The 26,845-nt window shown below is 67.6% G+C and carries 20 protein-coding genes and 1 tRNA gene; 11 read left to right on the top strand and 10 right to left on the bottom strand.

The window, feature by feature from the left end; translation table 11 throughout:
* Window positions 1-3: 3 nt before the first annotated feature.
* Both infA and IT361_12195 read left to right on the top strand, forming a co-directional pair.
* Window positions 4-225 (top strand): translation initiation factor IF-1, encoded by a 222-nt coding sequence (gene infA / locus IT361_12200; GenBank protein MCC6318439.1) that lies wholly within the window; start codon window positions 4-6, stop codon window positions 223-225.
* A gap of 414 nt (window positions 226-639) precedes the next feature.
* On the top strand, window positions 640-1,320 hold the full coding sequence (locus IT361_12195) for a hypothetical protein (GenBank protein ID MCC6318438.1): 681 nt from the start codon (window positions 640-642) through the stop codon (window positions 1,318-1,320).
* A gap of 312 nt (window positions 1,321-1,632) precedes the next feature.
* On the opposite strand, the gene IT361_12190 is transcribed toward IT361_12195, so the two are convergent.
* Window positions 1,633-3,501: a peptidase M4 gene (locus tag IT361_12190; protein MCC6318437.1), complete on the bottom strand. Its 1,869-nt coding sequence runs from the start codon at window positions 3,499-3,501 to the stop codon at window positions 1,633-1,635.
* A 125-nt stretch (window positions 3,502-3,626) separates the two neighbouring features.
* Window positions 3,627-4,550 (bottom strand): DUF91 domain-containing protein, encoded by a 924-nt coding sequence (locus tag IT361_12185; protein ID MCC6318436.1) that lies wholly within the window; start codon window positions 4,548-4,550, stop codon window positions 3,627-3,629.
* Between the two features lie 686 nt (window positions 4,551-5,236).
* Between IT361_12185 and IT361_12180 the strand changes: the two genes are divergently transcribed.
* Window positions 5,237-5,731: a DUF2384 domain-containing protein gene (locus IT361_12180; GenBank protein ID MCC6318435.1), complete on the top strand. Its 495-nt coding sequence runs from the start codon at window positions 5,237-5,239 to the stop codon at window positions 5,729-5,731.
* 10 nt (window positions 5,732-5,741) lie between these two features.
* Complete coding sequence (locus tag IT361_12175; protein MCC6318434.1) at window positions 5,742-6,197, top strand: RES family NAD+ phosphorylase; 456 nt, start codon at window positions 5,742-5,744, stop codon at window positions 6,195-6,197.
* Between the two features lie 235 nt (window positions 6,198-6,432).
* Here IT361_12175 and IT361_12170 read toward each other — a convergent pair.
* Window positions 6,433-6,506 (bottom strand) — tRNA-Ile (locus tag IT361_12170).
* 197 nt (window positions 6,507-6,703) lie between these two features.
* Between IT361_12170 and IT361_12165 the strand changes: the two genes are divergently transcribed.
* The 5 genes from IT361_12165 (at window position 6,704) to IT361_12145 (ending at window position 16,843) form a co-directional block, all read left to right on the top strand.
* A complete protein-coding gene (locus IT361_12165) occupies window positions 6,704-7,489 on the top strand; it encodes an FHA domain-containing protein (protein MCC6318433.1) in 786 nt (261 codons plus the stop codon).
* A 210-nt stretch (window positions 7,490-7,699) separates the two neighbouring features.
* Window positions 7,700-8,443, top strand: coding sequence for an FHA domain-containing protein (locus IT361_12160; GenBank protein MCC6318432.1), 744 nt, complete (start codon window positions 7,700-7,702; stop codon window positions 8,441-8,443).
* A gap of 37 nt (window positions 8,444-8,480) precedes the next feature.
* Window positions 8,481-11,045, top strand: a complete 2,565-nt coding sequence (locus IT361_12155; GenBank protein MCC6318431.1) for a protein kinase — start codon at window positions 8,481-8,483, stop codon at window positions 11,043-11,045.
* 3 nt (window positions 11,046-11,048) lie between these two features.
* Window positions 11,049-15,707, top strand: coding sequence for an Ig-like domain-containing protein (locus tag IT361_12150; protein ID MCC6318430.1), 4,659 nt, complete (start codon window positions 11,049-11,051; stop codon window positions 15,705-15,707).
* Entirely contained in the window at window positions 15,704-16,843 is a 1,140-nt protein-coding gene (locus tag IT361_12145) for a hypothetical protein (protein MCC6318429.1), read from the top strand. Before IT361_12150 ends, IT361_12145 begins: the two co-directional genes overlap by 4 nt.
* A gap of 252 nt (window positions 16,844-17,095) precedes the next feature.
* Here IT361_12145 and IT361_12140 read toward each other — a convergent pair whose 3' ends face one another.
* A complete protein-coding gene (locus tag IT361_12140) occupies window positions 17,096-17,488 on the bottom strand; it encodes a hypothetical protein (GenBank protein MCC6318428.1) in 393 nt (130 codons plus the stop codon).
* Between the two features lie 26 nt (window positions 17,489-17,514).
* Window positions 17,515-19,359, bottom strand: coding sequence for a translational GTPase TypA (typA, locus tag IT361_12135; GenBank protein ID MCC6318427.1), 1,845 nt, complete (start codon window positions 19,357-19,359; stop codon window positions 17,515-17,517).
* A 103-nt stretch (window positions 19,360-19,462) separates the two neighbouring features.
* Between typA and IT361_12130 the strand changes: the two genes are divergently transcribed.
* Complete coding sequence (locus IT361_12130; protein ID MCC6318426.1) at window positions 19,463-19,654, top strand: hypothetical protein; 192 nt, start codon at window positions 19,463-19,465, stop codon at window positions 19,652-19,654.
* Between the two features lie 131 nt (window positions 19,655-19,785).
* Here the strand turns inward: IT361_12130 and IT361_12125 are convergent, their stop codons facing one another.
* From IT361_12125 to IT361_12115, 3 genes are all read right to left on the bottom strand, one after another.
* Complete coding sequence (locus IT361_12125; GenBank protein ID MCC6318425.1) at window positions 19,786-20,931, bottom strand: type IV pilus twitching motility protein PilT; 1,146 nt, start codon at window positions 20,929-20,931, stop codon at window positions 19,786-19,788.
* 404 nt (window positions 20,932-21,335) lie between these two features.
* A complete protein-coding gene (locus tag IT361_12120) occupies window positions 21,336-21,827 on the bottom strand; it encodes a hypothetical protein (GenBank protein ID MCC6318424.1) in 492 nt (163 codons plus the stop codon).
* Window positions 21,828-21,967: 140 nt separating this feature from the next.
* On the bottom strand, window positions 21,968-22,885 hold the full coding sequence (locus IT361_12115) for a cation transporter (GenBank protein ID MCC6318423.1): 918 nt from the start codon (window positions 22,883-22,885) through the stop codon (window positions 21,968-21,970).
* A 314-nt stretch (window positions 22,886-23,199) separates the two neighbouring features.
* On the opposite strand from IT361_12115, the gene IT361_12110 reads away from it, so the two are divergent.
* Entirely contained in the window at window positions 23,200-24,546 is a 1,347-nt protein-coding gene (locus IT361_12110) for an HlyC/CorC family transporter (GenBank protein MCC6318422.1), read from the top strand.
* On the opposite strand, the gene pdxA is transcribed toward IT361_12110, so the two are convergent.
* Both pdxA and IT361_12100 read right to left on the bottom strand, forming a co-directional pair.
* The gene (gene pdxA, locus IT361_12105; GenBank protein ID MCC6318421.1) at window positions 24,528-25,430 is read right to left on the bottom strand and encodes a 4-hydroxythreonine-4-phosphate dehydrogenase PdxA; all 903 of its coding nucleotides are present in this window, start codon (window positions 25,428-25,430) and stop codon (window positions 24,528-24,530) included. The genes IT361_12110 and pdxA overlap by 19 nt on opposite strands.
* A 23-nt stretch (window positions 25,431-25,453) precedes the next feature.
* The gene (locus IT361_12100) at window positions 25,454-26,815 is read right to left on the bottom strand and encodes a peptidylprolyl isomerase (protein MCC6318420.1); all 1,362 of its coding nucleotides are present in this window, start codon (window positions 26,813-26,815) and stop codon (window positions 25,454-25,456) included.
* Between the last annotated feature and the right edge of the window lie 30 nt (window positions 26,816-26,845).

Raw genomic sequence — 26,845 nt, 5'->3', positions numbered from 1 at the left:
CGGATGGCGAAAGAGGACATGGTGGAAATGGAGGGCGTCATCTCCGACGTCCTCCCGAGTGCAACGTTTCGGGTCGCACTCGACAATGGGCACTCCGTGCTCGCGACCATCGGCGGCAAGATGCGACGCTTCCGAATTCGCGTGCTCACCGGAGATCGCGTGAAGGTCGAGGTTTCCCCCTACGATCTCTCGCGCGGCCGCATCACCTTCCGCCACAGGGACTGACCTGCTGAAGACTCCCAAAGGCCCCGCCTACCAGCGGGGCCTTTGTGCGCTTCCCGGAGGACACGCAGCGGTCGCTGAGCCGCCGCTCGGCGACGCCCCTGCCAGGGCGGGTCTCCGTCCTCGAGGCCGCCGTCATCCTCGGAGTAACGGGCAGTCGAACGATCTGGATGCGCCGGCGTGCACACATGCGACGCCGCGATCGGCGTCCCAGGTGCGCGGAGCTCGCTCCGATTACCGAAGTTCAGAACTCGACGTCGGGGCGAAGACGTCGCCGTCCGCAGCCGACCAGGGTCATGGAGCCCGTCATCGCTCGCCGAGGTGCGACGCGGCACCGGAACGAGTGGTGTAGAAGTCCACGACGCGCACTGAGGTTATTTTCCCCGCGCGCAGCCCCCTCACCACGGTCGGCAGAACATGGAACACCCGCGTCGGCGATTCCTTGAATGGCTTGGCGGCAGCTCGCTCTTTGGGGCAGCCATGATCCCCTCGCTCAGGCCCCCACTCGGCGAGTCGCGCAAGGCGCCCGATCACGCGCCGCCGATCGCCGACACCTGGGACATGAGCTGGACCGAGCGCGTCGCCGGCCGGTATCGCGCGGTCTTCGATTCCCCGGAACCCGCCGACGGCGCCGCGCTGTTCCGCGCCGTGGCATGGTGCGACATGTACAAGGACGTGTACGGCACCGAACGCGGCGAGATGTCGCCGGTCGTGGTGTTTCGGCACAGCGCGATTCCGCTCATCATGCAGAATGCGTTCTGGGAGCAGTACGACGCCGGCAAGCGCTTCAAGCTCAAGGACGAGCGCGGCAAGTGGGCCAGGGCCAACCCCGTGAGCACCGGCGGCGCCGCCGCGAGCGGCAACAGCGGCAAGTACAAGGTCGAGACGTTCATGGCCGGCGGCGGCGTGGTCCTCGCCTGCAACTGGGCGTTTGCCCAACTCGTGGGGACCATCCGCGAGCAGGACAAGCTGGAGCCCGCCGCCGCCCGCGCCAGGGCACTCGACCTCGTGATCCCGGGTGTGATCCTCCAGCCCAACGGCATCTTTGCCGCGCTCCGTGCGCAGGAAGCGGGCTGTCACTACATCATGGCGTCCTGAGGCGGGCAGCCTTGCGGCGACATCAGGCGCGGCGCACGCCGTGCGTAGGTAGACACCCCGGAAGCGAACCCGCGACGCGCTGAGGCTGGGCGCGGGCGACGTGGTCCGGATGGCATGGACGACGGGGACGATCAACTGCCGGAAGTCGAACCCGCGACGCGCTGAGGCTGGTCGCGGGCAACGTGGTCCCGATGGCGCGGACGACGAGGACGATCAACGGGCGGCCGATCAGGACCGCTTCGATGGCACTCGGTCCCGGGTTGGGTTCTCCGTCCGTCGATCGGCGGCGGCGCCAGTCGCGCCTCTCGTCGTCTACTTGAGCCTCCCTGCGTGGATCGCCTTGAACGCGCCGCGACGCGGGCGCAGGACCCCTTTGACGCGCGCGTAGTACTTCGAGGCGTTTCGGGCGATGAAGTCGAGCTGCTCGCGATCACGGGTCTCGTGCAGCACACGCTTGCGGATCACGCACCGCACGTCGCCGTAGGGATCGAACAGCACCGTCGCACCGCCGTGGAGTTCCACCAGCCGGCCCTTGTGGAGTTTCACCACGCGCTGCGTGACCTCCGAGACCAGGTCGAACACCACTTCGCCGTTTGGCCCGATCCGGCGCGCCGCACGCACGGACTCTACTTTTGGCAGGTCCACGTCCACCAGGCCCGCGTGTTTGCCGGATTTCATCGCGGCGGCCCGGTCGACGAGTCCAAACTCGCCCCGATACCGCGCGTCCGTGACCAGTGCGCCGATGGCCATCGCCTGACGGCGCAGCTCCGTCGCTTTGGGGGCGCGCCCCGGGTCACCGTCAAAGGCGAGTTCCGAAAAGCTCAGCGCATTCACCCGCGGAATCGCGAGCTCCGGTCCGTTCCAGAACAACGCGTCTTCGCCGAGGTTCGGCACGTCCTGCGGATAGATCCGTCGACGCCGGAACGCGTCGATCCATGCCTCGCGATAGCCCCACGGATCGTCGGGGACCAGATCGTGATCGGCCGTCATCGCCGCCCGCAGGTAGTCGCCGAAGCGGATGTCCACCGGCGGGCAGTAGTCGATCGCCCGGATGCAGATGTTGAGGAACTGTCCCGCGAGCGTCGCCGCGAGGCCGGTCAGCGCTTCCAGCAACTCGGCCGGGAGCTCGGCGCGTTCGTCGAGAATGCCCGTGCCACCCGTCGCCAGCCGTCGGAAGCGGCCAGCTTTCCTGTTGTAGATCGTGACGAACGCCTCATAGATCGCCGCACACAGCGACCGCCCCCGGTCGTGCGGTTCGGTGTGCGCCGTGTACCGCGGCGGTACCTTGCCCGCCGCCGCGTCGATCGCATTGCGGATTGGCCCAAAGCCCCCCGACGTCTCCCCGAACTGCTGACCGATCGCCGTCAGGCGGTCCGTCTCCAGGCGCCCACGTGACGCCCGCAACGCCTCGCGCACCACCGCTTCGTGCGAGAACCGCTGCAGCAGGGCCACGATGTCGGCGAACCCCTCGTGGAACGCGGCGACGTCTTCGTGCGTCGTCGTCGTGAAGTGCGCCCGCAACCCGTCCAGCAGCGCGTGCGTGCACTCGTGCGCCACGATGTCGTGCGCGAGGCACGTGAACACGTAGCCCCCCGGGAGCGTCCGGCCCCGCGTCGACGCCTCGGCCGGGTAGTAGCCAAAGAGCAGTTCGCCCAGCTCCGGATCGTAGTACGCGTTCGGCTCACCCATCGCGAGCGGCTTGACCCGCAGCCGGATGGCGCTCCGCCCGTCGTCGTCAGGCAGCTCGAATCCCCACGCCACACTCCGCCCCAGCGCCTCGCGGAATCGTTGATACAACGAGCTGCACACCGCGTAGACCATCTGCGCATGGAACCGAGGGTCCGACTGCGTCGGCTCGAGCCCTCCGGAGAGCATCAGCTCGCGCGCGTCCAGATCGAGCGCGGGCAGTTCCTTGAGGATGTGGCGACCGTCGCCACCGAACTCGCTGCCCACCACCTCGAAGATCTTTCCCATCGGGCCCGGTTCGAGGGGCTCGTAGGGCACGTCCACGCGCGCGACGTTGCCATGGAGCTTGGACTCGGCGGGATCGAGGGCAAAGATCCGCAGCGGGCGCGTGCTCGGGTCTCCCGCGCGGCGTTCGTATGGCACGACGCGGCACGCCCGCTCGACGCGACTGCCCAGCGTGAAGGCGGGCGTGGTGGTTCGCTTCCTGGCCGTCATGTTCGATCTCCGTGGGGTGCGCGGCTCGTGCATCGAGCGCAGATGATCACCCCCCTCACCCCCCAAATGTCCGTGCCGTAGGCCACGGAGAGAAGGCCCTGCCGTGACGTCAGGGAGGGCGCCCGTCAGCCCTTCACCAGCTTGAAGCTGACCTGATAGCGGTAGAAGCTGATGGTGGGCGTCATGGACAGCGCGCGCCGCAGACGCTGGTCGTCTTCGAGGGCGATCACCGCGCCGAGCACCTGCTGGCCAACTTCGGCAAGCTGCTCCTGAACGAAGCCCATGTAGCGCAGCGTTTGTCCGACCACGACGTCGCTGGCCCGACCCTTCTTGAGCTCAACGACGAGGAGTCGCGTTCTGTCCTTGCTGATGGCCAGGATGTCGAGTGGCCCGGTATCGGTCTGGTATTGCTGCGCCCTCTCGCCGTCCTCCTCGTAGATGTCGTAGTCCTTGCCAAGTTCGGTCTGCGACCAGTTCACCACGAGGAAGTCCTCGAGGTGCGCCTCGAGGGCAAACGCCGAAGGGTTCTCCACGGTGACATCGGTGGAGATCAGGATCGGTGCGGCGGCGCCGGCAAGCAGACTCTCGATCTCCTGCCGATGCTGCGTGATGTCGCTCACCGTGCCGATGGAGCCGGTCGAGTTTCGCAGCGCCTCGCTCATGGCGATGCGCTCGAGGCCGACTCCGAGCCAGCGCACCGCACGGCGATGCGGGAGAATTTCGCCCGCTTCGTAGTGGTAGTCTCCCGTCACCTCGCCTACGCGATACTGGCCACTCCCATCCGGGCACAGCACCACGTCGCCCTTCAAGATGCCCTTCGATACGGTCCAGACCGCACCGCAGGCCAGGCCAGCGCTGATCCTGGACTTCCCGGGATGGATGGCGAGATAGACGGGGATGAACGCCTTGTTGAATGCACGCCAGTCCGTCGACAGCTTGCCGCCAAGGTCCTGATGCAGGTCGAAGTCCGTACCAATGAACCCGCCTGACAGGCAGGCTTCGGCGTGCACGCTCTTGGCTCCCAGCATCACGCGGTAGTAGGACTTCATGCGATGCGGCTGCTGGTGCTGCGCAGCGGATGGATCATATCCAGGTCGAAGGCAGGGTTCTCGCGCGGAGGCCCAGGGTGGCGTGTTTGGCATGCATGGCCTTGAAACTGGCGGGCGAGTTCCTCGACGCACGTCCTCTCCGGCAATTATCGGGGTGACTCTCGCCCGCGTGAAGGGCGACCCGGCCGCGCTCCAACCGAACCGAAAGGTCCTGATTCAACGCCTCGGTGCTCAACCCCGCCGTCAGGCCGGGAGAGCCAAGAACCGCTCGGAGTCGCGCAAGCGAGGGCAGGTCAGGTCGCGAGACAGCAGTGGTAGGGGCCCGGCTGCGCTCCTGACACGGCTCGGAAGCTGAGGCCATGGCGCGCTCGCAGTGTACCTCCACCCCCTGACGGCGGCGACCTGAGTCCGACAAGCAGCGACCCCACCAGGATACAGTCCGGTGGGGCGCCAAAGGGTCAGATCATGGGCCTAGGCAGAGTTGAACTGCCGACCTCACGCTTATCAGGCTCCCGAACAGGGGCTCGTGGGCGGCACCATGCCTGTAAGTCGTTGACGGACATCGCGATGTGCCGGGAACCCCTTGCCCCCAGACCGGGAGTTGCTGTGGGGAAACAGACAACCAACGGACTGCGCGCGATCGGGGACTCTCAGCGCACTTCCTCCCTCTCCGGAGCATGCGGGGGGTGCCCCACGGAGCGCCAAATGGGTATACGGCTAACGTCACTTGGCGCATCGAAGAAATGACTGTCGCTGCTGTTGCCAGGAAACTCGGGGGAAGGAGCGTCCTCGGAAGGGACGAGTCGGAGTACGACCTGATCGCGGCCGTACGTGCCGGGATTCCCGCGCGCGCGCTTGATCGAGTCTTCGAGGAGTTTGCGGCTTTCGTCGGTATCCAAAGCGACATCTATCGCGCCGTAGGAAGCGCACGCACCCTTCAGCGCAAGCGCAAGGAAGAGATCACTCTCTCGGCAGATGAGTCCGATCGTTTGGCCCGCCTGGCTCGTTTGATCGTGCGCGCCGAAAGCGCGTTCGCCGACGACGACAAGGCGCATCGGTGGCTTGCGAAGCCCAATCGGGCTCTTGGAGGGGCGCGTCCGCTTGCGTTGCTCGACAGTGACGCCGGCGCTCTCGCCGTTGAGCGAGTCCTCGGCCGCATTGAACACGGCATCGCGAGCTGAGTGGGGAGATTTGTATCTCTATCGCCTCTGCCGAGACCCGTTCAGCGCGCTGGATGGCGAAGGCGCACGGCTGTATGGCGGCCGCTGGAACTCGCCTGGCGCGCCTGTCATCTACACACCAACCTCGCTTGCGCTGGCGGCGCTGGAATATCTCGTACACCTGGACCCGACCGACGCGCCTTCTGATCTCGTCGCGCTGACCATTGAGGTACCCGACACCCTCGCAGTGGAAACCGTTGACGTAAGACGGCTGGGGCGCGAGTGGGCCAAACGCACGAGCTGCCCAACCTGCCAGGGCATCGGAGACAAGTGGCTTTCCGAGGCGACAACCGCACTGCTTCGTGTGCCCGCCGCACCGGTTCCGGAGGAGTACAACATACTGATCAACCCCAGGCACCCGGACGCGTCGAATGCGAGCATCATCGCCAAACGGCCGTTCGAGTACGACCCAAGGCTCCTCGGCTGAGTCGCCCGACCAAGACCACTGTCCCTCTCCGGGCCAGACCATCCTGCTGTGCTGCAAGAAGCCCGACGAACTCACGATGGCCGAAGCGCTCAGGAACCGGGCAGCGCTTCGGGCCGCAGCCGGGCGCTGAGGCCAGGAACCGCCCGTCGCGTGCTCGAACGGACAGCCCGACGTCTCACGAATGAGAAACCCCACCCGGACATAAGTCCACGCGGGGCTTCCAGATTCTGAAAAATGGGCCTGGGTAGAGTTGAACTACCGACCTCACGCTTATCAGGCGTGCGCTCTAACCACCTGAGCTACAGGCCCTTACAAAGAGCACGGAAACCTAGCCACCGCCCCCAACCCGGTCAACGGAGACGCCGCCCTGACGCTTGAGGGTATCATCCCTCGCCCGGTGTTGTCTGTGCGCGCACGGAACAAGGTTTGCAACCACGGGCGCCAATTGACGATGTTCCCCGAGTCTCGTCTAATACCGGCAAGCACTCACCCGCCACATTCGCTCCTTGCTCAGTCCCCTCGTGCTCGTCGGCATTCCGCTGGGGGTCATCGTGCTTGCGATGATCTTCGGCTACTTCCTGCCCAGCCTCAAACGCCGGCGCATGAAGTCCAGCCCCATCGCGATCGCCCCGTTCGGCCGCGATTCCAGGGCCATCGTGCCGCCAAGGCCTGAGCGACCGCCCACGCCGCCCTCCGCGCCAGCGCAGCCGCCCACCGCCAGCCAGTACGCGCCTCCGGTCCCAGCCCCGGTCGCCGAGCCGGTGGCCTATGAGCGTCCGACGCTCGGGATGGATGCGATCCAGGTGGAAGCGCGGGCCGCACGAGCCGCGGAAGCCGAAGAACCGGGCCGCGTGCTCAAGCTGCAGGTGGCGGGCGACCCGAGGCACGGCCACCGGGAGGGCAGCCACTCCCCAGCCTCCACGCTCCGGCTGGAAAAGCCGGTCGACGGCACGCTGCAGTTCCTCCCCGGCAAGCTGGAAGTCGTGGAGGGACGCGACGTGGGCCAGGAGATCCGGTTCGTCCGCACGGCCGGTCCGGACGGCCAGACGATTACCTTCGGCCGCGCCGAAGGGCCGCAATACCGCCACGTCCAGCTCCAGGAACACACGGTCTCGCGGCAGCACGCTCGCATGTCGCTCGAAGGGAAAACCTGGACGCTCACCAACCTCTCCAGGACCAATCCGGTCTCGGTCAACGGCCTCGCCATGAGCGAGGAATCGCCATCCGTCGTGCTCCGCGATGGCGACCGGATCGAGATGGGCGAGGTGATCTTCCGTTTCCGGTCTCGCTGAGCTCTCGCGACAGAAGGACCGATAGACTGTAGCGCAGCCGCAACGCTGGCTGGCGTCGTCACTTACAGCGCTTCAGATTAGCGGAAAGTCACACGGACGCGTCAATGCGTGCCGAGTGAACTACTTCCTTGTCGGCTCGACCAGGGCACTGGGCACGGGCGGTCTTTGCATTTGGGCGCGGTGAGCCCGAAAGCGAGCAGATGGAGTGAGATGCGCGTTTCTCTCGCGGGGCTTTTCATCATCCTCGGTACGCTGGCGACGGCGACGCTGGCGATCGTTGCCGCGATGTGGATGAACCGTCGTCGACGCGACGAAGAGCTGCGCGCGCACGGGAATCCGTTGCTCGTGGTTTCGGGCATGAGCGCTGGCCCGCTCGTCATGCCCGCGGGCTCGCGCGCCACACCGCCGGCAACCTCGGCGCATCGGTCGACCGCGGTCGATCAGCGGATCTTCGCGCAGCCGCTCATCGCGGACGTCGCGGTCCCGCTCTCGGGGCCGATCAGCGCCGTCGAAGACCCGGTCACGGCGACCACGGGCCGGTTTGCCCCGGGCACGATCGCACCTGAAGTGGTCATGGGCCACTCGCTGCGATTTCATCGACCGAGCGATGGAACGCTGCAGTTCCTTCAGGGTTTTCTGGAGGTTGTCGGCGGCCCGGATGCGGGTCACGAAGTGCGCTTCGTGCATCCCGCGCTGGGCGAGTCGCCCGACATCACCTTCGGGCGCAAGGAAGGCCCGCCGTATCGTCACGTGCAACTCCTCGAACCCACGGTGTCGCGAACCCACGCGCGGCTCTCACCCGAAGGGGACCGCTGGCGCCTCACGAACCTCTCGCGCACCAACCCGGTGGTCGTGAACGGCGCTGCGCTCGACGGCGTGAACAGCGCGCAGTTGCTGAACGACGACGACCTGGTGGAGATGGGCGCGCTCGTGTTCCGGTTCCGTGCGCGATGACACCGCGCTCCACGCCGCGGCGGAGGGGGCTCCGCCCGTGACCGAACCGAACGTGCGCGACGGCGCGACGACGGACGCGACGACGGGGTGGCCCGTCGAGCTCTCGGACGAATACGAGTTCCTGGGTGAACTTGGGCGCGGCGGGATGGCCGTGGTCTACCGCGCGCGCGAACGCGCGCTTGGCCGCGAGGTCGCCGTCAAGGTCGTGCGCCCGCGATTCCACGCCGACGAAGAAGCGGTCGCGCGGCTCGCCCGCGAGGCGCGCACGGTCGCGCAGCTCGAGCATCCGAACATCGTCTCGCTGCACGCGATCAAGCGGCTGAACAACGGGCTCGCGCTGGTGATGCAGATCGTGCCCGGGCACACGCTCAAGGCTGCCCTGTCCAACGGCGGACTGCCGGTCGATCGCGCCGAGGGCGTGCTCAAGGACATCGCGCGTGCCCTGGCGTACGCGCACCGGTGTGGCGTCGTCCACCGTGACGTCAAGCCGGAGAACATCTTCCTCGACGAGGTCACCGGGCGCGCCCTGCTTTCCGACTTTGGTGTCGCGCGCTCGATCACCGAAAACACCGAGCTGACGGCCACGGGCACGGCGATCGGCACGCCGACCTACATGTCGCCCGAGCAGATCGACGGCGGCTCGCTCGACGGGCGCAGCGACCTCTACGCCCTCGGCATGGTCGGATGGGAGATGCTCACCGGCCAGCGGCCCTGGATGGGCGAAAGCCTCTACAGCGTCATCTATCGCCAGAAGCACGACGCGCTCCCACCGCTCGACATCGCCCGCCCCGACGTGCCGCCGCGCCTCCAGTTCCTCCTCGAGGGACTGATGGCCAAGAAGCCGGATCACCGCTGGCCGAGCGCGGCGCGCTTCCTGACGCTGCTCTCCAGCACCGACAAGCTGCCGGGCCTCAAGGAATGGCAGTCGGCGGCGCGCAAACGAAAGAAAGCGGGCGCGCGCGGCCGGACGGTCGAAGTGCGCGCCGTGTCGCCACAGTCCTCGACGGTGCAGTTCCGTCGTGGAGATACGCCGATGGGCACCACGCCCAGTTCGGCCAACGAACAGTCGGCGACGGCATCCGGTGAAGTGCCGCGGCTGCCGTCTCCGTGGGGCCAGCCCACGATCTCGGTGCCGTTCGACCAGCCCGAGCGCAAGCGGCGCTGGCTCCCCGCGATCCTTGGCCTCGCCGGAGCGACCACGGTCGCACTCCTCGCGTGGATGCAGTTTCGCCCGGTCAACGCGACCACGCCCACGGCCGACTCCGCGCGCTTTGCCGACGCCGCCACGGTCGAGGCGCCGTTCATCGCACCGCCCGATACCGCCGTGGCCGTGGACTCGATCGCGGCGACCGGGGAGGCGCACCAGGTGGATTCCGCGGCAGCCGCGATCCCACCGGCCGCGATGACGCCGCCGCGTCAGGACTCGGTGCGCCAGCCGCCGACCACCGTTCCGACTTCGGTGCCGACCGTCACGCCCGCCACGGCCCCAGCAGATTCGGTCAAGCCGCAACCGGCCGAACCCGTCACGCCCGCGGTCGCCTTCTCCACCGATCGCGGGACGATCGCCGCCGGCGCGCGGCATTCCTGCATGATCGACGGCGACGGGCGCGCGCTCTGCTGGGGCAGCAATACGAGTGGCCAGCTCGGCGATGGAACGTTCGGTTCGCGGCGGACGCCCGCCCTCGTGGCCGGCGCGTTTGCGTTTGCGTTCGTCTCGTCCGGCGGTTCACACACCTGCGGCGCGAGCAGCGACGGTGACGCGTACTGCTGGGGGGCCAACGAAAGCGGGCAGCTCGGCGACGGCACCATGACGCCGCGCAACGCCCCGGTGCGCGTGTCCGGCAGCGCCTCCTTCCGGGTCGTGCGCGCGGGCCGGTTGCACACCTGCGGTCTCACGCGGAGCGGAGCCGTGCAGTGCTGGGGAAGCAATGCACGCGGTCAGCTGGGCGACGGCTCGCGGAGCGGACGCAGCACACCGGTGAGCGTCGCGTTAGGCGGCCCGGCCGGCGCCATCGCGGTTGGTGGCCAGCACACGTGTGCGCTCACGCGCAGCGGCGAAGCGCTGTGCTGGGGGCGCAATGACGCCGGGCAGCTCGGCGACGGCACGACCACCGACCACACCTCGCCCGTGCCGGTGTTGACCAGCGAACGCTTCATCAGCATCTCGGCGGGGAACTCCCACACCTGCGCGGTCACCACCGGTGGCGATGCCTGGTGCTGGGGACAGAATCAGTATGGACAGCTCGGGACCGGAGGCACGAGCGGTGGACCGACGCCGCAGCGCGTCGAGGCCAGCGGGCCGTTCAGCACCGTCGCGGCCGGCGACTATCACACGTGCGCACGGACCGCCGATGGTCGCGGCTTTTGCTGGGGGCGCAACGCCTACGGACAGGTCGGCGACGGATCCACCGTCGACCGCGGCCGGCCCGTGGCGATCCGCGGACTGGGCGCCCTGAGCGCGCTCAACGCCAGCGGGGCGCACACGTGCGCCGTCTCCGGCGGGGAAGCGTACTGCTGGGGCTACAACGTGGACGGTCAGCTGGGTTCGGGCGACCAGGAAAGTGCCAGCGCACCGGCGCGCGTGGCCGGGGCCAATCGTTAGGCCATGATCGCCCTGCACGCCCGACGCGTCGCGCTTCGCGCGCTCGCCTGCCTCCTCCTCGGCTCCGTGTCGTGCGACAATCCCCTGTCGCCCGACAGCGATTCCGTCGACCGGATCGACGTCACGCCGCCCGGCGTGTCGATGACCGTCGGCGAGAGCCGCACCATCGCGACGCGGCTGGTCGGCGCGGACGGCGCGACGGTGAATGGACGGAGCATGTTCTGGGCGACGCAGAACGCCGCGGTCGCGACCGTCTCACAGAGCGGCGTGATCACCGGAGTCGCTGCCGGCAACACGCAGGTAGCCGTGAGCGCTGGAGGCAAGTCGGCCATCGTACAGGTCGGCGTCACCGCGCGGCCCGTGTCGCAGGTCCGCATCACACCGGCGACCGCCAGCCTGCAGGTCGGGAACGCGGTGACGCTCCGCGCCGAGCCTGTTGATGCGACCGGAGCCGCGGTCGCTGGGCGCACCGTGTTGTGGGGCAGCACGCCGGGCACGATCGCGACAGTCACCTCCACCGGCGTGGTCACGGGCGTCGCGGCGGGTTCGGCCACGATCACTGCCACGGTTGATGGTGTCGTCGGCTCGTCGGTCGTGACCGTCACTCCGGTGCCGGTGGCCTCCGTCACCGTGAGCCCGTCGACCGGGTCGCTCGTGGTTGGCCAGACGTTGCAGCTCGGTGCGACCACCGCGTCGTCCACGGGCCAGACGCTCACCGGACGCGTGGTCACGTGGTCGTCGAGCGCGAATGCTGTCGCCACCGTTTCCTCCACGGGACTCGTGTCGGCCGTCGCAGCCGGGTCGGCCACGATCAGTGCGACGAGTGAAGGTCGCACGGGGACGGCGCGGCTCACCGTGACCGATGTGCCGGTCGCGTCGGTCCGCGTGACGCCGACGACGGCGACGGTGGCCTCCGGTCAGACGGCGCAGCTGGCCGCTCAGGCCCTGGATGCCAACAACAACGTGCTCAACCGGACGATCGCATGGAGCAGCGATCAACCGTCGATGGCGACCGTGTCGCAGACCGGCCTCGTCACCGGGATCAACGCCGGCTCGGTGCGCATCAATGCGAGCGTGGGCAACGTCACGGGCTCGGCGACCATCACGGTGACGCCGGTGCCGGTGGCGAGCATCACCATTGCGCCTAACGGCGCCACGGTGCTGGTGGGCGGCACCCAGCAGCTCACGGCCACCGCAAGGGACGCCAACGGGGTGACCCTCCCCGGGCGCATCGTGACGTGGATCTCCGGCGCGCCGAGCGTCGCGACCGTGTCGCAGAGTGGTCTGGTGTCGGCGGTCGGCCCGGGCTCCGCGGTGATCTTTGCCGGGACCGAAGGCGTCTCGGCGAGCGTGACGATCACCGTCACCACCGTTGGCGTGTCGGTGGTGCGGGTGGTGCCATCGACCGGGTCGATCCAGCAGGGCACGCAGCTGCAGCTCAACACGCAGGTGCTCGACGCCAACAACAACCCCATCACCGGCAAGGTGCCGACGTGGTCCTCGAGCAACGAGGCCATCGCGACCGTGTCGTCGACGGGACGCGTGCTGGGCATCGCGCCGGGCACGGTGACGATCACGGCGACCGTGGACGGGGTGATCGGCACCGGCACGTACGCCGTGTCGCCGGTGCCGGTCGGCGCAATCGCGCTGGTGCCGAGCGTGGCCACCCTCGCTCCGGGCGGAACACAAACCCTGGTGCCCAACCTCACGGGCACCAACGGGCTGCCGCTCTCACCGATTGGCCGCACGATCATCTGGTCGTCGTCGAACACCGCCGTCGCGACCGTCAGCACCACCGGCGTGGTGACCGCGGTTGGCCAGGGAACCGCGACGATCACGGCCACGACGGAGGGTGTGAGCGGAACGGCCACGATCACCGTGAGTTCGACGCCGATCGCGTCGATCACGGTGGCGCCCAACCCGGCGTCGGTGCAGGAAGGAAACGCGGCGCCGCTGGTCCTCACCGCGACGGCGCGTGACGCGAACAACAATGTCCTGGCGGGGCGCACGTTCTTCTGGTCGTCGAACAATCCGCTGGTGAGCGTGAATTCGTCGAACGGGCAGGTGACGGCGCTGATCGGCGCGGGGGGCGGTGTGGCCACGATCACGGCGTCGGCGCCGGGTGGTGGGCCAGGTGGGAGCACGCCCTCGGCGACGACGACGGTGAACGTCTCATGGGCACCGGTAGCGACGACAGTCGTTTCCCCGGCAGTTGCGACACTCAGCGTTGGGTCGACGTTGCCGCTGGCACTGACGATTCGCAATGCGGCCGGCACGCTCCTTCCCGTCAGTGGCCGAAGCGTTCGCTGGCTGAGCCTGGACCCCGCGTTTGCAACCGTTGGGGTGACATCCGGTGTCGTCACTGGCGTTGGATCCGGCTCGGCGCGCATTGAGCTTCTGGTGTACTCGCCGCTCCAGGACACGCTGACTGCTCCTCGAGATACGGCGCTGATCACCGTGCAGAACGTGGCGCCGGTCGCCTCGATCACCCTGGCGATCGCACCCGACTCACAGATCCTGGCCAGGCAACCATCGTTGACGGGTACCGCGACGCTGCGTGACGCGGCAAACAATCTGTTGCAGGGCCGCAGTGTCAGCTTCTCCACATCAAACCCTGCCATAGCTACCGTCAGCCCGTTGTCAGCGACATCCAATGCATCGGGCCAGATCACTGGAATCACGATCTCCGGCGTGGGAGCTGGCAGCGCAACCATCACCGCGACCCGCGACGTGTCCGCTACGTTCGTGGCGCGCATCCTCGATACGGTCTCGACGGTGTCTCTTGCAATGAGCCCGCAAGACTCCGTGATTGGCGCGCCCGGTGCCACGATCAACGCGACGGCCATCAGGCTGGCCGCGAACGGCGATACGCTCGGTATCCGCCCGACCACGTGGAACAGCGTCCACCCGACCTTCGCGACGGTCAGTCCGAGCGGGGTCGTCACCGCCGTCAACTACGGCAGCGCGACTATCACGGCAACCAGCGAAGGCAAGACGGGCTCGCGCGTGTTTAGCTTGTTGCGACCCGTTAGCAGCGTCATTGTCGGATCGCCCGGTGATTCCGTCATCGGGACCGGCACGATTCAGATGGTCGACACCCTCAAGGACGTGAACGGCGTCGTCCTTACGGGCCGACCAGTATTCTGGGACGTGAGTGCGGGATCGGCCTTTGCATCGGTGAACGCCTCCACGGGGGTGGTGACCGCCCTTGCTCCGGGCAACGCCACAATCCGGGCGACGAGCGAATCGGTTTCGGCCACGAAGGTCATCCGGGTTCTGGCGCCCGTTGCCTCGCTCGTCCTGTCGCCGCCGATGCCGGCTGACTCGCTCTTCGTAACGCAGACGCTGCCACTGGTAGTAACTGCCACGTCGTCAGGTGGCTCGCCCTTGCCGGGTCGCACGCTAACGGTCACGGCGCCAAATCCCGCCTTTGTGACGATCCCCGCCGGACCCTACGTGACCGACCAGAACGGCCAGGTGAACCTCCCAGCAACTTACGTCGCGGCTGGTAGCTCCACACTCACCGTGTCGGTCAACGGGCAGTCCGTAAGCCGCACGCTGCGCATGCTCCCTCCGGTCGCGTCAGTCACCCTCACGTCGACGACGATGGGTGATTCGATCATACACGCGGGTACAAAGCAACTGACGGCGAGGTTCTTCGATGCGGCACTCGTGGAGCTCTTTGGCCGCTCGGTATCGTGGTCTGTCCAGCCGGCTGGAGCAGCGTTTGCCTCAGTAAGTCAGGCGGGGATCGTGACGAGTCTCGCACCCGGCTCAGCCACCATCACTGCCCTCGTTGAGGGCCAGTCCGCCAACTTCCCGGTGCGAGTGCTTTACCCGGTGAACTCCGTGACGGTCGAGGCACCCGACTCGAGCATCTATGTCACACAGACCGTGCAGGCCACGGCGCAACCGCGTGACATCAACAATGCGGTGCTCAATCGCCCGGTGACCTGGAGTTCGTCCAATGCCAGCGTGGCCACCGTGAACTCGTCAGGCGTCGTCACCGCGGTGGCGGTCGGCAGCGCGACGATCACGGCCACGTCAGAAACCAAGACGGGCTCGTTCACGCTGACCGTGAGCCTCGTGCCGACGCACACCATCACGATCACGCCAACCTCGGTGACACACGGCACCACTCCCACGTTCACCGCACTGCTGGCCGACACCGCCGGCAATACGCTCACCGGGCGCACCGTCACGTGGAGCGCGTCCAACGCCAAGATCTCGATCAATGCGACGTCCGGGTCGGCGACCCTGGCTGACACCGGGCAGGTCTACGTCATCGCCGAGACGTCGCCGGGGACGGGCATGGGCGGCATAAAGAAGGACAGCGTGCTTGCCACCGTGAACCTCGTGCCCATCAACACCGTGACCGTCACTTCCTCGCCAGACTCCACGCTCGGCCTTGGCACCACGCAGCAGGTGGACGTGGCGGTCACCGTGGTGGGTGGCGGACCGGCGTTCGCCCCGAGCGGGCGCACGTGCTCCATCGTGAGCAGCGCCCCATCGATCATCAGCGTATCGGCGGCATCCGCCGTCACGATCGCGGCAGGCACCTTCTCCTTCAACGCCACCGCAAACGCGATGAATACGGGCTCGGCCACGATGACCGTGACGTGCGAGGGCAAGGTGGGCACCCTGCTCCTCACGGTCCAATGAGGCGTGGCTGTCACCGAGCGGCCGCATTGGCGGCAGCGCTCATCGTCGCGACCGCCACGCGCAGCAACGCGCAGGGCTTTCAGCTCAAGACGGCGCTCGCCGCCGGCGGGGTGACGGGTTGCGCGGCGTTCGAGGCGCCGACGCCCACCACCACACCGCCCAATCCCACCGCCGAGGCCGAGGCGCAACAACTCATCGCCGACGGTCAGGACGCGGCGCTCCTCGGTGAACACGCCGTCGCGCGCGACAATTTCGCCAAGGCGGCCACGCTCGTGCCGTCCAACGCGCGACTCGCGTATTATCTGGGCCGCGAGTACGAGGCGCTGCAGGACAACACCTCGGCCGTACGCGCCTACTGTCGGTACCTCGGCCTCGCCACCACCGCGACCGATGCCGACGAGGTGCGCGGGCGCATCGTGCGCCTCACGCCGGCCAATGAACTGGCTCGACTCGAAGAAGCGCGGGCCAACTTCCAGTCCGGCGTGGCCCTCCTGCGCCGGCAACAGTACGCTGCCGCCGATTCGGTGTTCGGCGCCGTGGCCACCACGGTGCCGAACGCACCCGAGCCGTACTTCAACCGGGCCCTGTCGCGCGCCGCCCGCGGGGAACGCGCCATCGCGATGCAGGACTTCGAGCGCTACCTCGACCTCTCGCCGCGCGCGGCCGACCAGGGGACGGTGCGCGCGGCGATGTCGCGCCTGCCCGATCGCGTGTACGGGCCGGGACAGGCGTTCGGCTCCGGCCTGCTCGTCCCCGGCCTTGGCCAGATGAACACCGGGCGTCCCGTGCTTGGCGTGCTCACGCTCGGCGTCGTGGGTGGAGCGATCGGTTTCGCCTGGCGACAGCAGGAAAAGACCGAGACGCAGACATTCACCGACCCGTTCGGCAATCGCTACACCGACACGGTGACGAAGGTGACGAGGCCCCGACTCGTGGCCGGCCTTGCCACCGCGGGCGCCGTATGGCTCATGGCGGCGATCGAGTCCAGCGCGTACGCGCGCCGCTCGCGTTCACGGGCCGCGGCCATCATCGCGCGCGATGGCGCCTCGCTCCCAGGCGGCGGCCGCCCATCGCTCGGCATCACCGTCGTGCCGCTCACGAGGGACCGCGTGGGTCTGGGACTCGCGATTCGCTAGCGCCGAGCGGCGGCAGCGCCGTCGCCGCCGCTCGTGAGGCAGACGAACGCCGTATCAGGCCAATCGCCGATATCGGGGTTGGTCTCAGCGTTGGACGAGCGACTCGTCCGTGCATGAGGCGCTGTAGGTCGACAGGACCGTAGCGGGAGCCGGCGGCGCGTTTCCGTTTGAATCTCGCTTCCCTCCCCCTGGTGACGAAAAAGGGGCGCCGCGGTGTGCGGCGCCCCTGGTCATTTCAGGCCGGCGATCGGCTCAGTTGTCGTCCTTGTCGTCGTACGGCTCGTCCTCGTCGTCTTCCAGATCGTCGATGTCCTCGAACTCCTCCTCATCGTCGTCGTCGTCATCGTCATCATCGAAGTCGTCGTCATCATCGTCGTCATCATCATCATCATCATCATCATCATCATCGTCGTCCTCGTCCTCATCCTCATCTTCATCCTCGTCGTCTTCGTCGAGGTCGGCGTCTTCGGGGTCATCGAAGGCCTTGTCGGGATCGTTGCTGTCCTCGTCCTCATCTTCGTCGCCGTCATAACCGTCCTCGTCGGCGTCGTCGAAACCGTCTTCGTCCTTGCGCGGCGACATGAATACCGGCACCGCGGTCATCCACGGCAATTCGGCGTTCGACGATTGCAACACGGGCAGCATTTCTCGAGTCTCCACCTGATGAGTGATTAGAGCGCAGCGCGTTCCCGTTCGCGCTTTGCCTCGCGTGAGAGCTTCTTGCGATCGATGGTATTCAGCATCCGTTTGCGCAGGCGAATCGACGCGGGGGTCACCTCGATCAATTCGTCGTCCTCGATATACTCCAGGGCTCCTTCCAGCGTCAACTCCCGCGGCGGCTCCAGCGTTACGTGTTCGTCCGCGGATTTGCTGCGCATGTTCGTGAGCTTCTTTTCCTTGGTCGGGTTGACGTCCATGTCCCCGGGCCGGGAGTTGTCCCCGATGATCATCCCTTCGTAGACGGGATCGCCGGGTTTCACGAACAGGGTGGAGCGCTCCTGCAGGTTGAAGAGCGCAAAGGCGACCACGGTGCCGTTCTCCATCGAAACGAGGGTACCGCGGGTCCGACCCTCGAGGGCGCCGACCCAGGCGGAGTACTCCAGGAACCGGTGGTGCATGATGCCGGTCCCTCGGGTGTCGGTGAGGAACTCGCTCCGGTAGCCGAACAGGCCGCGGGCCGGGATCCGGTAGCGCAACCGGACCATGCCCTGACCCGGGTTGCGCATGTCGATGAGTTCCGCGCGCCGGGGGCCCAGGGCCTCGATGACGACGCCGAGGTATTCCTCGGGAACGTCGATCATCAGCTCCTCGTACGGCTCGAGACGCTCACCCTGCGGCCCTTCGTGGAGAATGACCCGCGGGCGCGACACCTGGAACTCGTAGCCCTCGCGGCGCATGGTCTCCATTAGGATGGTGAGATGGAGCTCACCCCGCCCCGAGACCGACCAGGCGTCGGTGGCCTCGGTGTCCTCGACCCGCAGCGCGACGTTGCGTTCGAGTTCCTTGTAGAGCCGCTCCCGCAGTTGCCGGGAGGTGACGAACTTGCCCTCCTTGCCGGCGAACGGGGAGTTGTTGACCACGAAGTCCACGGAGATGGTGGGCTCCTCGACCTCGATGCCTTCGAGGCGATCGTGGTGCTCGACGTGACATACGGTGAGCCCGATTTCGACGCCTTCGAGCCCGGCCAGGGCCACGATGTCACCGGCCGCGGCGGACTCCACCTCCAGGCGCTCCAGCCCCTGATGGGTATAGAGTTTGGTGACGCGCGACGTTTCCGGCGGCAGCGCGGGGTCGTTGGACAGCAGGGCGACGCTTTGCCCGACCTTCACCACCCCGCGCTCGATGCGGCCGAGGGCGAGTCGCCCGAGGTAGGGCGAATAGTCGAGCGTGGAGACGAGCATCTGGAACGGCCCCTCTGCATCGTTAGGCGGCGCGGGGATGCTCCGGACGATCGTGTCGAACAGCGGCGACAGGCTCTCGGGCGGTACGGCAAGGTCGGTGGTCGCCACGCCCTCGCGCGCCGAGGCGTACACGAACGGCGTCGCGTACAGCAGCTCGTCTTCCGCCTCGAGGTCGATCAACAGGTCGAGCACCTCGTCATGCACGCGCGCCGGGTCGGCGCCGGGGCGATCGATCTTGTTGATGACGACGATCGGGCGCCGCTTGAGATCGAGCGCCTTCCGCAGCACGAACCGCGTTTGCGGCATCGGGCCGTCGAACGCATCCACGACCAGCAGCACGCCGTCCACCATGCGCAGGATGCGCTCGACTTCACCGCCAAAGTCGGCGTGCCCAGGCGTGTCGACAATATTGATCTTCGTCCCCTGCCAGGTGACGGCGGTATTCTTGGCGAGGATCGTGATCCCCCGCTCGCGTTCGAGCGGGTTTGAATCCATCACGCGCTCCTCGACGACCTGGTTCTCGCGAAATGCTCCAGCCTGTCGGAGCATCTTGTCCACGAGGGTGGTCTTGCCGTGGTCGACGTGGGCGATGATGGCAATGTTCCGGATTTCCATAGCCCTGAAGTATCTCCGGGCCGACTTTCCGGTTCAAGGCTCTTGCCCATTCCGGGGCCCAGTCGCACTCTGACCGTGCGACGAACCGTTCCGGAGGTGTCCCATGCACCAGGACCAGGAGCCACGACCGCACGACTACCCCCACGGCCGCGGGTACGGCCACGACTACATGAGAGGAGGCGAGGTCCTCGGAGGATACGGCTACAAGGACCGCGCCGAGTACGAACGAACGCGGGGCGAAACCACGGGGGACGAACCGGGCGCGCGTGACTCCGATGACACGACCGTCCAGTAGGTGAGACAGGGCGAGCTGATGGCTCGCCCTTTGTGCGCTCTCCCAACACCAACTCGAATCTGCCAGCAGGCCCGGCGGAGGAGCGCGAGCGTCCGCGCTGGATATGGGAGAGGAGTGGCCAGCCGCCCGGCTTACCGCCGGGCCCCGACGGGCGTGCGCGAGGTGGCTCCGCTGTTGCCCGGCGGCGCCGCGGGCGCGTCCACTTCGGCGAACGACACGTCGAACCCGCGCGCCTTGAGTTGCTGTACGATCCCGGCCTTGTCCGGTGACCGCAAGTAGGCCTCCTGCGGTTCGACCAGCCCGCGCTCCACCAGCGACACGAGCGCGTCGAGCATGGTGACCATCCCCAGCTTCTTCGACGTCTGCATGATCGACGTCATCTGGAACGTCTTGCCTTCGCGGATCAGGTTGCTCAAGGCCGGCGTCACGAGGAGGATCTCCATCGCCGCCACACGACCGCCGCCGATCTTCCGGCAGAGCGTCTGCGAGACTACGCCCTTGAGTGACTCGGACAGCATCACCCGCACCTGCGACTGACGGTCGGGCGGAAACTGGTCGATGATGCGATCGACCGTGCTCGCGGCCGTGGACGTGTGCAAGGTGCCGAAGACGAGGTGCCCGGTCTCCGCGGTCTCGATCGCGATGGAGACCGTCTCCAGGTCGCGCAGCTCGCCGACGAGGACCACGTCCGGATCCTCGCGGAGCGCCGCACGCAGCGCGTGTTTGAACGATTGCGTATGTGATCCCACCTGGCGCTGGGTCACCAAACACCCCTTGCTGGGATGCACGAACTCGATCGGATCCTCGATGGTGACGATGTGATCCTGTCGCGTGGCATTCACCAGATCGACCAGTGCCGACAGCGTCGTGGATTTTCCGCTGCCCGTCGGACCGGTGACCAGCACGAGTCCCCGGCTCAGCTGTGACAGCGCACGCACCTCTGCGCTCAACCCGAGCTCCTCGGCGGACACGATGCGGGTTGGAATCGACCGGGCGACCGTGCCCGGGCCGAGTCGATCGCGGAAGGCGTTGATGCGAAAGCGACCCGCGCCGTCGACTTCGTGGGCAAAGTCGGCGTCACCGGTGTCCGCGTAGAGCCGCCGCACATCTTCCGGCATGATCGACTGCACCATCGCGAGGAGGTAGTCCCCGGCAATCGCGGCTTCGCCCTCCATTGGCTCGATGTCCCCGTTCCTTCGCAGCAGCGGCAGGGAGCCTGCGCGTAGATGCAGGTCTGATGCGCCCGCGTCCATCTGGGCTCGCAGCAACCGCTCCATGGCCTCGAACGCGTCGGGGAACGCGACGGTGCCGCTCGGGATCGGGAGCGGCGGCGCCTCGAGCAGGCTGCCAGTCGCCAGGGTGCGCACGTCCAGCGCAGACGGCGCCTCGCGTACCGTCGCCGATGGCGCGGCGTCGGCGTCCTTCTGCAATCGCACGAGGAACTGGCGGCCGCCTAACGGGAAGGTGGAGTCGAGGCGGCCTTCGTCTTCGAAGGCGGCATACGCGAACGGCGGCACGATCTGCATCACGACCGAACGCCAGCTCTCCGCCGTCAGCGGAGAGCGTGTGAGTTCGCTCTGGCTTGCATCGGTGACGAGGCGGATCGGTGTGCCGGGGGCCAGCTGCAATTCGCCACCGGGGGACTGCGAGAGCACGTCGAGCAGTCGCTTGATCTGGGACATCAGGACACCTGCTCCACGTGTACGATGTTGTCGCGATTGACGAGCACCACACCCCCGCTGGTGTGAATCGGAAGGAACCGGAGAGGAAGGCGATTCAGGAAGTCGAGCACGCGCTGACGGGCCGACTCCATCTCGATGAGGATCGTGCCGGACACCTGCTGCCCGTCATCGAGCACCACGACGACCTGCGCCGGGGTACCGAGTGACCACGCGGACGTATCGACCTCGCCCCCCGAGACGTGCATGACGCGCACACGCGCCTTGCTGCACAGCAGCACGCGGCCGGCGGCGTTGGCGATCGGGAACCACGCGTCGGCCGTGTTCACGACGTCGGTGGCGCGCTCGTGACCGCTCTCGGTTCGCGTGTTTGCCTGCGCGAACAGGTCACCCTCGATCCGCTCCCCGCTCGTGGTGATCACCACGACGGGTACGCGGACTTTCTCGATGTGAAAGTCGTTGACGATCGTCCACATGGGCGACGTGCGCGGCATATCGGGTCAAGGACGCCCCGGCGGCAGCTCCTGTCACCGCCGGGTCGGGTGGGTTCTCCCTGAAAGCATCGTCACCGGAATCACAATTCTGGACTGTCCCGGCGGCTATCGGCCCCGCCGTGTGACCCTCCGCACACGACTCAGGCGTGTGCTTCCCGGCAGATCTCCTCGCGCTCGATCTGCACGGTGACATGGCCGATGCCGAACTCGCGCATCGCCGCCACGGACTGCTCCAGGAACTCCTGATGCTGCGCCGGCTCGGGGATGATGGCGTGCGCGCTCATCGCGATCGTTCCCGAGGTCACGGTCCAGACATGCAGGTCATGGACCGACGTCACCCCCGGGAGGGCCTCCAGCCGCGCTCGTACGGCACCGAGTGAGATGTGCGAAGGGGTCGACTCCAGCAGCACGTCGACGCTCTCGTGCACGAGACGCCAGGCCGAGCGCACCACGAGGAGCGTCACGATGACCGATGCCAGCGGGTCGGCGGCCAACCACCCCGTCCAGCGGATGATCAGCGCGGCCGCCACGGTCCCGACGGAGCCGAGCAGGTCGCCGAGAACGTGGAGGTAGGCACCGCGGGTGTTCATGCTGTGCTGGTGCAGGCCGTGAAGCAGCCAGGCGCACACCGCGTTCACGATCAGGCCGCCGACCGCGATGAGGAGCATGGTCGTGTCGGCCACGGGCTCGGGCGCCCGGAAACGCGCGATCGCCTCCCACACGATGGCCGCGGAGACGACGAGCAGGGCGGCCCCATTGATGAACGCGGCCAGCACTTCCCAGCGCAGGTAGCCGTAGGTCTTCTGCGGCGTCGCGGGCTGCCGGCTGAACCAGGCGACGAACAGCGACAGGCCAAGGGCCGCAACGTCGGTGAACATGTGGCCGGCGTCGGCGAGCAGCGCCAGCGAGTTGGCCACGATGCCGCCCACGACCTCGGCCACCAGGAACAGGGAGGTGAGCACCAGCGCCAGCAGCAGCCGACGCCGCTGCTGCTCATCGGCGTGGGAGTCGTGCGGGTGGGCGTGCGCGTGGGCGTGGTCGTGGTCGTGGCGCTGCAAGGTGCTGGCGGGCTGGGGTCTGGCTGCGGTTTGGCGGGTTTGGCGGGTCTGGCGGGCGAGACGGGTGTGTCGGCTGCGTCGGGCTGCGTCCGGTGCGTCGGCTGCGTGGGCTGCGTTGGGAAGGTCGGATGCGTTGGGGTGCGGCGGGTGCAGCGGGTGTGGCGGATGTGCGGGTGCAGCGGGTGTGCGGGTGTGCGGGTGTGCGGGTGTGGAGGGCTATGCGGTCGGCGGGCGGCGCGCAAGGCGGGCCGCACATCGACGGGTCGCAGGCACCGGATTCCGCAGACCGCGCGGCGCCCCCAATTTGCATCGACGTGTCGAGCGCCCTGACGGTCATCCTCCTGCTCCTGCTCAACGGCTTCTTTGTGGCCGTGGAGTTTGCGCTCGTGCGGTCGCGGCGCACGCGGCTCGAAGCAATGGTCCGCGGGGGGGACCGGGTGGCGGGCATCGCGCTCCGGGCCACGGGAAACCTCACCAAGGTGCTCTCGGCGTCGCAGCTGGGGATCACGCTCGCCTCGCTCGGGCTGGGCTGGGTGGCCGAGCGCGTGCTCGGAGCGCTGTTCGAGCACTGGTTCGCGAACCTTCCGGTGGCGATCGACGCCTCGCTGCGCGTGAGCATCGCGGCCGCGGTGGCGCTGACGGTCGCGACGTTCATGCACGTCGTCTTTGGTGAGCTGGCGCCACGCGCCGCCGCGCTCAACCACCCGGAAGTCGTCGCCAAGTGGCTGGCGCCTCCGCTGCTGGTGTTCGCCTGGCTCACCGCGCCGTTCACCTGGGTCCTCAACCGCTCCGCCGAGGTCGTGCTGCGGCTCTTTGGGCAGCAGGGGAGCGTGTCTGAGGAGACCGTGCATTCACCGGATGAGCTGCGCATGCTCGTCGAGCACGCCGAAGAAGGTGGCGCGATCCAGCCACAGGACGCCGAGCTGATCGAGGGCGTCTTCGAGTTCTCGGAGAAAAACGCGCGCGAGGTCATGACGCCGCGGACGGCTGTGGTGGCGATGCCGGTGGAGTCGACGATCGACGAGGCGTGCGCCATCGTCGAGGAGAGCAACTTTTCGCGTTACCCCGTCTACGAGGATTCGCTGGACAACGTGGTCGGAATCGTGCTGGCCAAGGATCTGCTGCGGGCGGTGCGCCGCAACACCGAAGGGTTCGAACTCCGGCAGATCATGCGTGAGGTGCACGTGGTGCCGGGGTCGCGCGAAGTGGAGGAGGTGCTGTCGGACTTCAAGCGGCGCAAGGAGCACATGGCTATCGTGCTCGACGAGTTCGGCGGCACGGCGGGGATCGTGACGATGGAGGATCTGCTCGAGGAGATCGTGGGCGAGATCCTGGACGAATACGACGAGCCGGAGCGCCGGGCGTCGACGTCGATTTCCGGGGAAACGCTGATCCCGGGGGAGACGCATGTCACGGATGTGAACGAGGCGTACGGCCTGGGCCTGACCGACGAGGACTACACGACGATCGGTGGCTACGTCTTTGGTGCGCTCGGCCGACTCCCGCAGCTCGGTGACCGGGTGGTGGTGCTCGGCACGACGCTCACCGTGCGCGAGATGGACGGGCGCCGGATCAAGACGATCGCGCTGGGCATCGACGGCGCTGGCGCGGACGGCGCGGGCGACGCTGGCGCCGCGGCTCGTCAGGCACCTTCGCGGTGAACACGCGTCGCGGCGATGCGCGCGGCCTCGCGCATCGCCGCGAGCATGCTTCCGTGGTCCGCGATGCCCTGCCCCGCGATGTCCAGCGCCGTGCCGTGATCGGGTGACGTGCGCGGGAACGGCAGACCGAGCGTCACGTTCACCGCTTCACCGAACGACGCCACCTTGATCGCGGTCATGCCCACGTCGTGGTAGGGAGCGATGACGGCGTCGAACGCGCCACGCATCGCGCGCACGAAGACCGTGTCGGCCGGAAACGGACCCGCAACGCCGAGCCTTGCGGCCACGGGCGCGAGCACGTCGTCGTCTTCGGTCCCGAACCGCCCGCCGTCACCAGCGTGCGGGTTCACCGCGCACAACGCGATCCGGGGCTCGGCGATGCCGAACCACGCGATGAGTCCCGCGCGTGTAACCGCGATGGCGTCTTCGAGAGCCTGCGCGGTCAGCGCGGACGCAACGGTGCGCAGCGGGATGTGGGTCGTGGCCAGTACGACCCGGAGTCGCGGTGACGCCAGCATCATGGCGACGCGCGCCCCGGTGAGCTGGGCCAGCATCTCCGTGTGGCCCGGGTAGTCGAAGCCGCCGGCGAGCAGGGCGGCCTTGTCGATCGGTGCGGTGACGATGCCGTCGACGGCGCGGGACTGGGCCAGCTCGATGGCGCGGGCGATGGCGCGCCCGGCGAGCTGACCCGCGCGCGCCGCATCCGACGACCCGTTGTGCCATTCGCCCACGGACTCCGTGACATCGAGTCCGCAGCCCGTGGGGCCCACGAGCACCCACTCGGCCAGATCCCGGGCGTGCGGGAGTGCTTTCGCGATGATCTCGGGCCCGATGCCTCGCGGGTCACCGAGCGTGAGCGCGAGTCGCGGCAGCGCGTCAGGCATGTGGGCTGACACGCAGACGCGGCCTAGGGCGACGCGACCTTCTTGGCGTCGGTGTCGAGCATGATGCCGACGAACGTCTCCTTGCGGAGGGCGTCCAGCAGCCGGCGCATGGACTTTTCCTCGCTCAGCTGGTCGCGGATCTGGTTGCGCAGATCCTGCACGGTGTAATCGCCCTCTTCGGACGCGGTGATCAGCTGTGCGACGACAAACTTGGGAACGCCACGCTGACGGTCCTCGACGGGGAACGGCGCCACGAAATCGCCATTGACCTTGCCGGTGAACGCCTGCTGGTACGACTCCGGCAGGCGGGAGCGCTCGAAGGGCTCCAGCACGCCGCGCGCCTCGTCGGAGGCGATGTCGTGATACCGGGCGACGAGGGTGTCGTAAGGCACTCCGGCCTTCCACTGCGCGAGCACCGAATCCGCACGGAGCCGCGCGCGCTCCACATCGGTGGAGTTGTACGTCGGCTTGATCAGGATGTGGCGCGCCTTCCGTTCCGATGGCTGGACGCGGTCCACACGAATGATGTGAAAGCCGAACTGCGTCTCGACGAGCGGACTGACCTGCCCCGGCGGCAGGTAGAACATCATTTCGTCGAAGGCCTGCACCATGGCGCCCCGGCGATTCCAGCCGAGGTCACCGCCCTGCACCGCCGATGCCGAATCCATGGACTCGCGCTTGGCGATCTTCTCAAAGTCACCGCCGTCGAGCAGTTCCTTGAGGATGGAGTCAGCCTTGGCGCGCGCAACCTTCTTTGCGGCCTCGGAGGCTGTGGTGGGGACGACGATCTGCCGGAACGTCACCGTGGCCGGTCGCTTGGGGAGCCGCGCCTTCTCGCGCTCGAACGCTTCGGTGATCTCGGCTTCGGAGACGCCCACGGTGACCATCTTGCCGTCCTGGCGCAGCTTCTGGACGAGGCGCTGCTGCATCGTCGCGCGCCGAGCCTGATCCATCATCCAGCGGCGGTACTCCTCGACAGTACCGAAGCCGTCGCCCTTGAGCGCCTGCGCGAGCTCCTGGTCGGACTTGAACTGGCCGCGCAGCTGCTTGAGCCGCTGCTCGACGTTTTCGGTGATATCGGCATCGGTCACGACGATCGAGGTGTCGGTGCGCGCTTTCTGCACCATGACCTCGACATCGATCATTTCACCGAGCACATCGCGCGCGAACTTGAGCTGCTCGGCGGGATCGGTCGGCATCTGGATGCCGCGCGCGCGGCGGATGTTCACCTGCTCGAGCACCTCGCTCCACAGAATCGGCGTCTGGCCGACGACCGCGACGATGCGATCGACGTCGATCCGGAGTGCCGTGGATGCGCTATCCTGCGCGCCCGCCGAACCGGCGGCCAGCGCGAGCGCTACGAGGGCGTGAGTGAAAGTCCGCATGAAGGTTGGTACCCGTGTTCCTCGATCGAG

Source organism: Gemmatimonadaceae bacterium (assembly GCA_020846935.1).
In the GTDB taxonomy this organism is placed as follows: Bacteria; Gemmatimonadota; Gemmatimonadetes; order Gemmatimonadales; family Gemmatimonadaceae; genus RBC101.
Note: the sequence above shows the minus strand (reverse complement) of the source record. Positions and strands in the feature narration are given on the sequence as shown.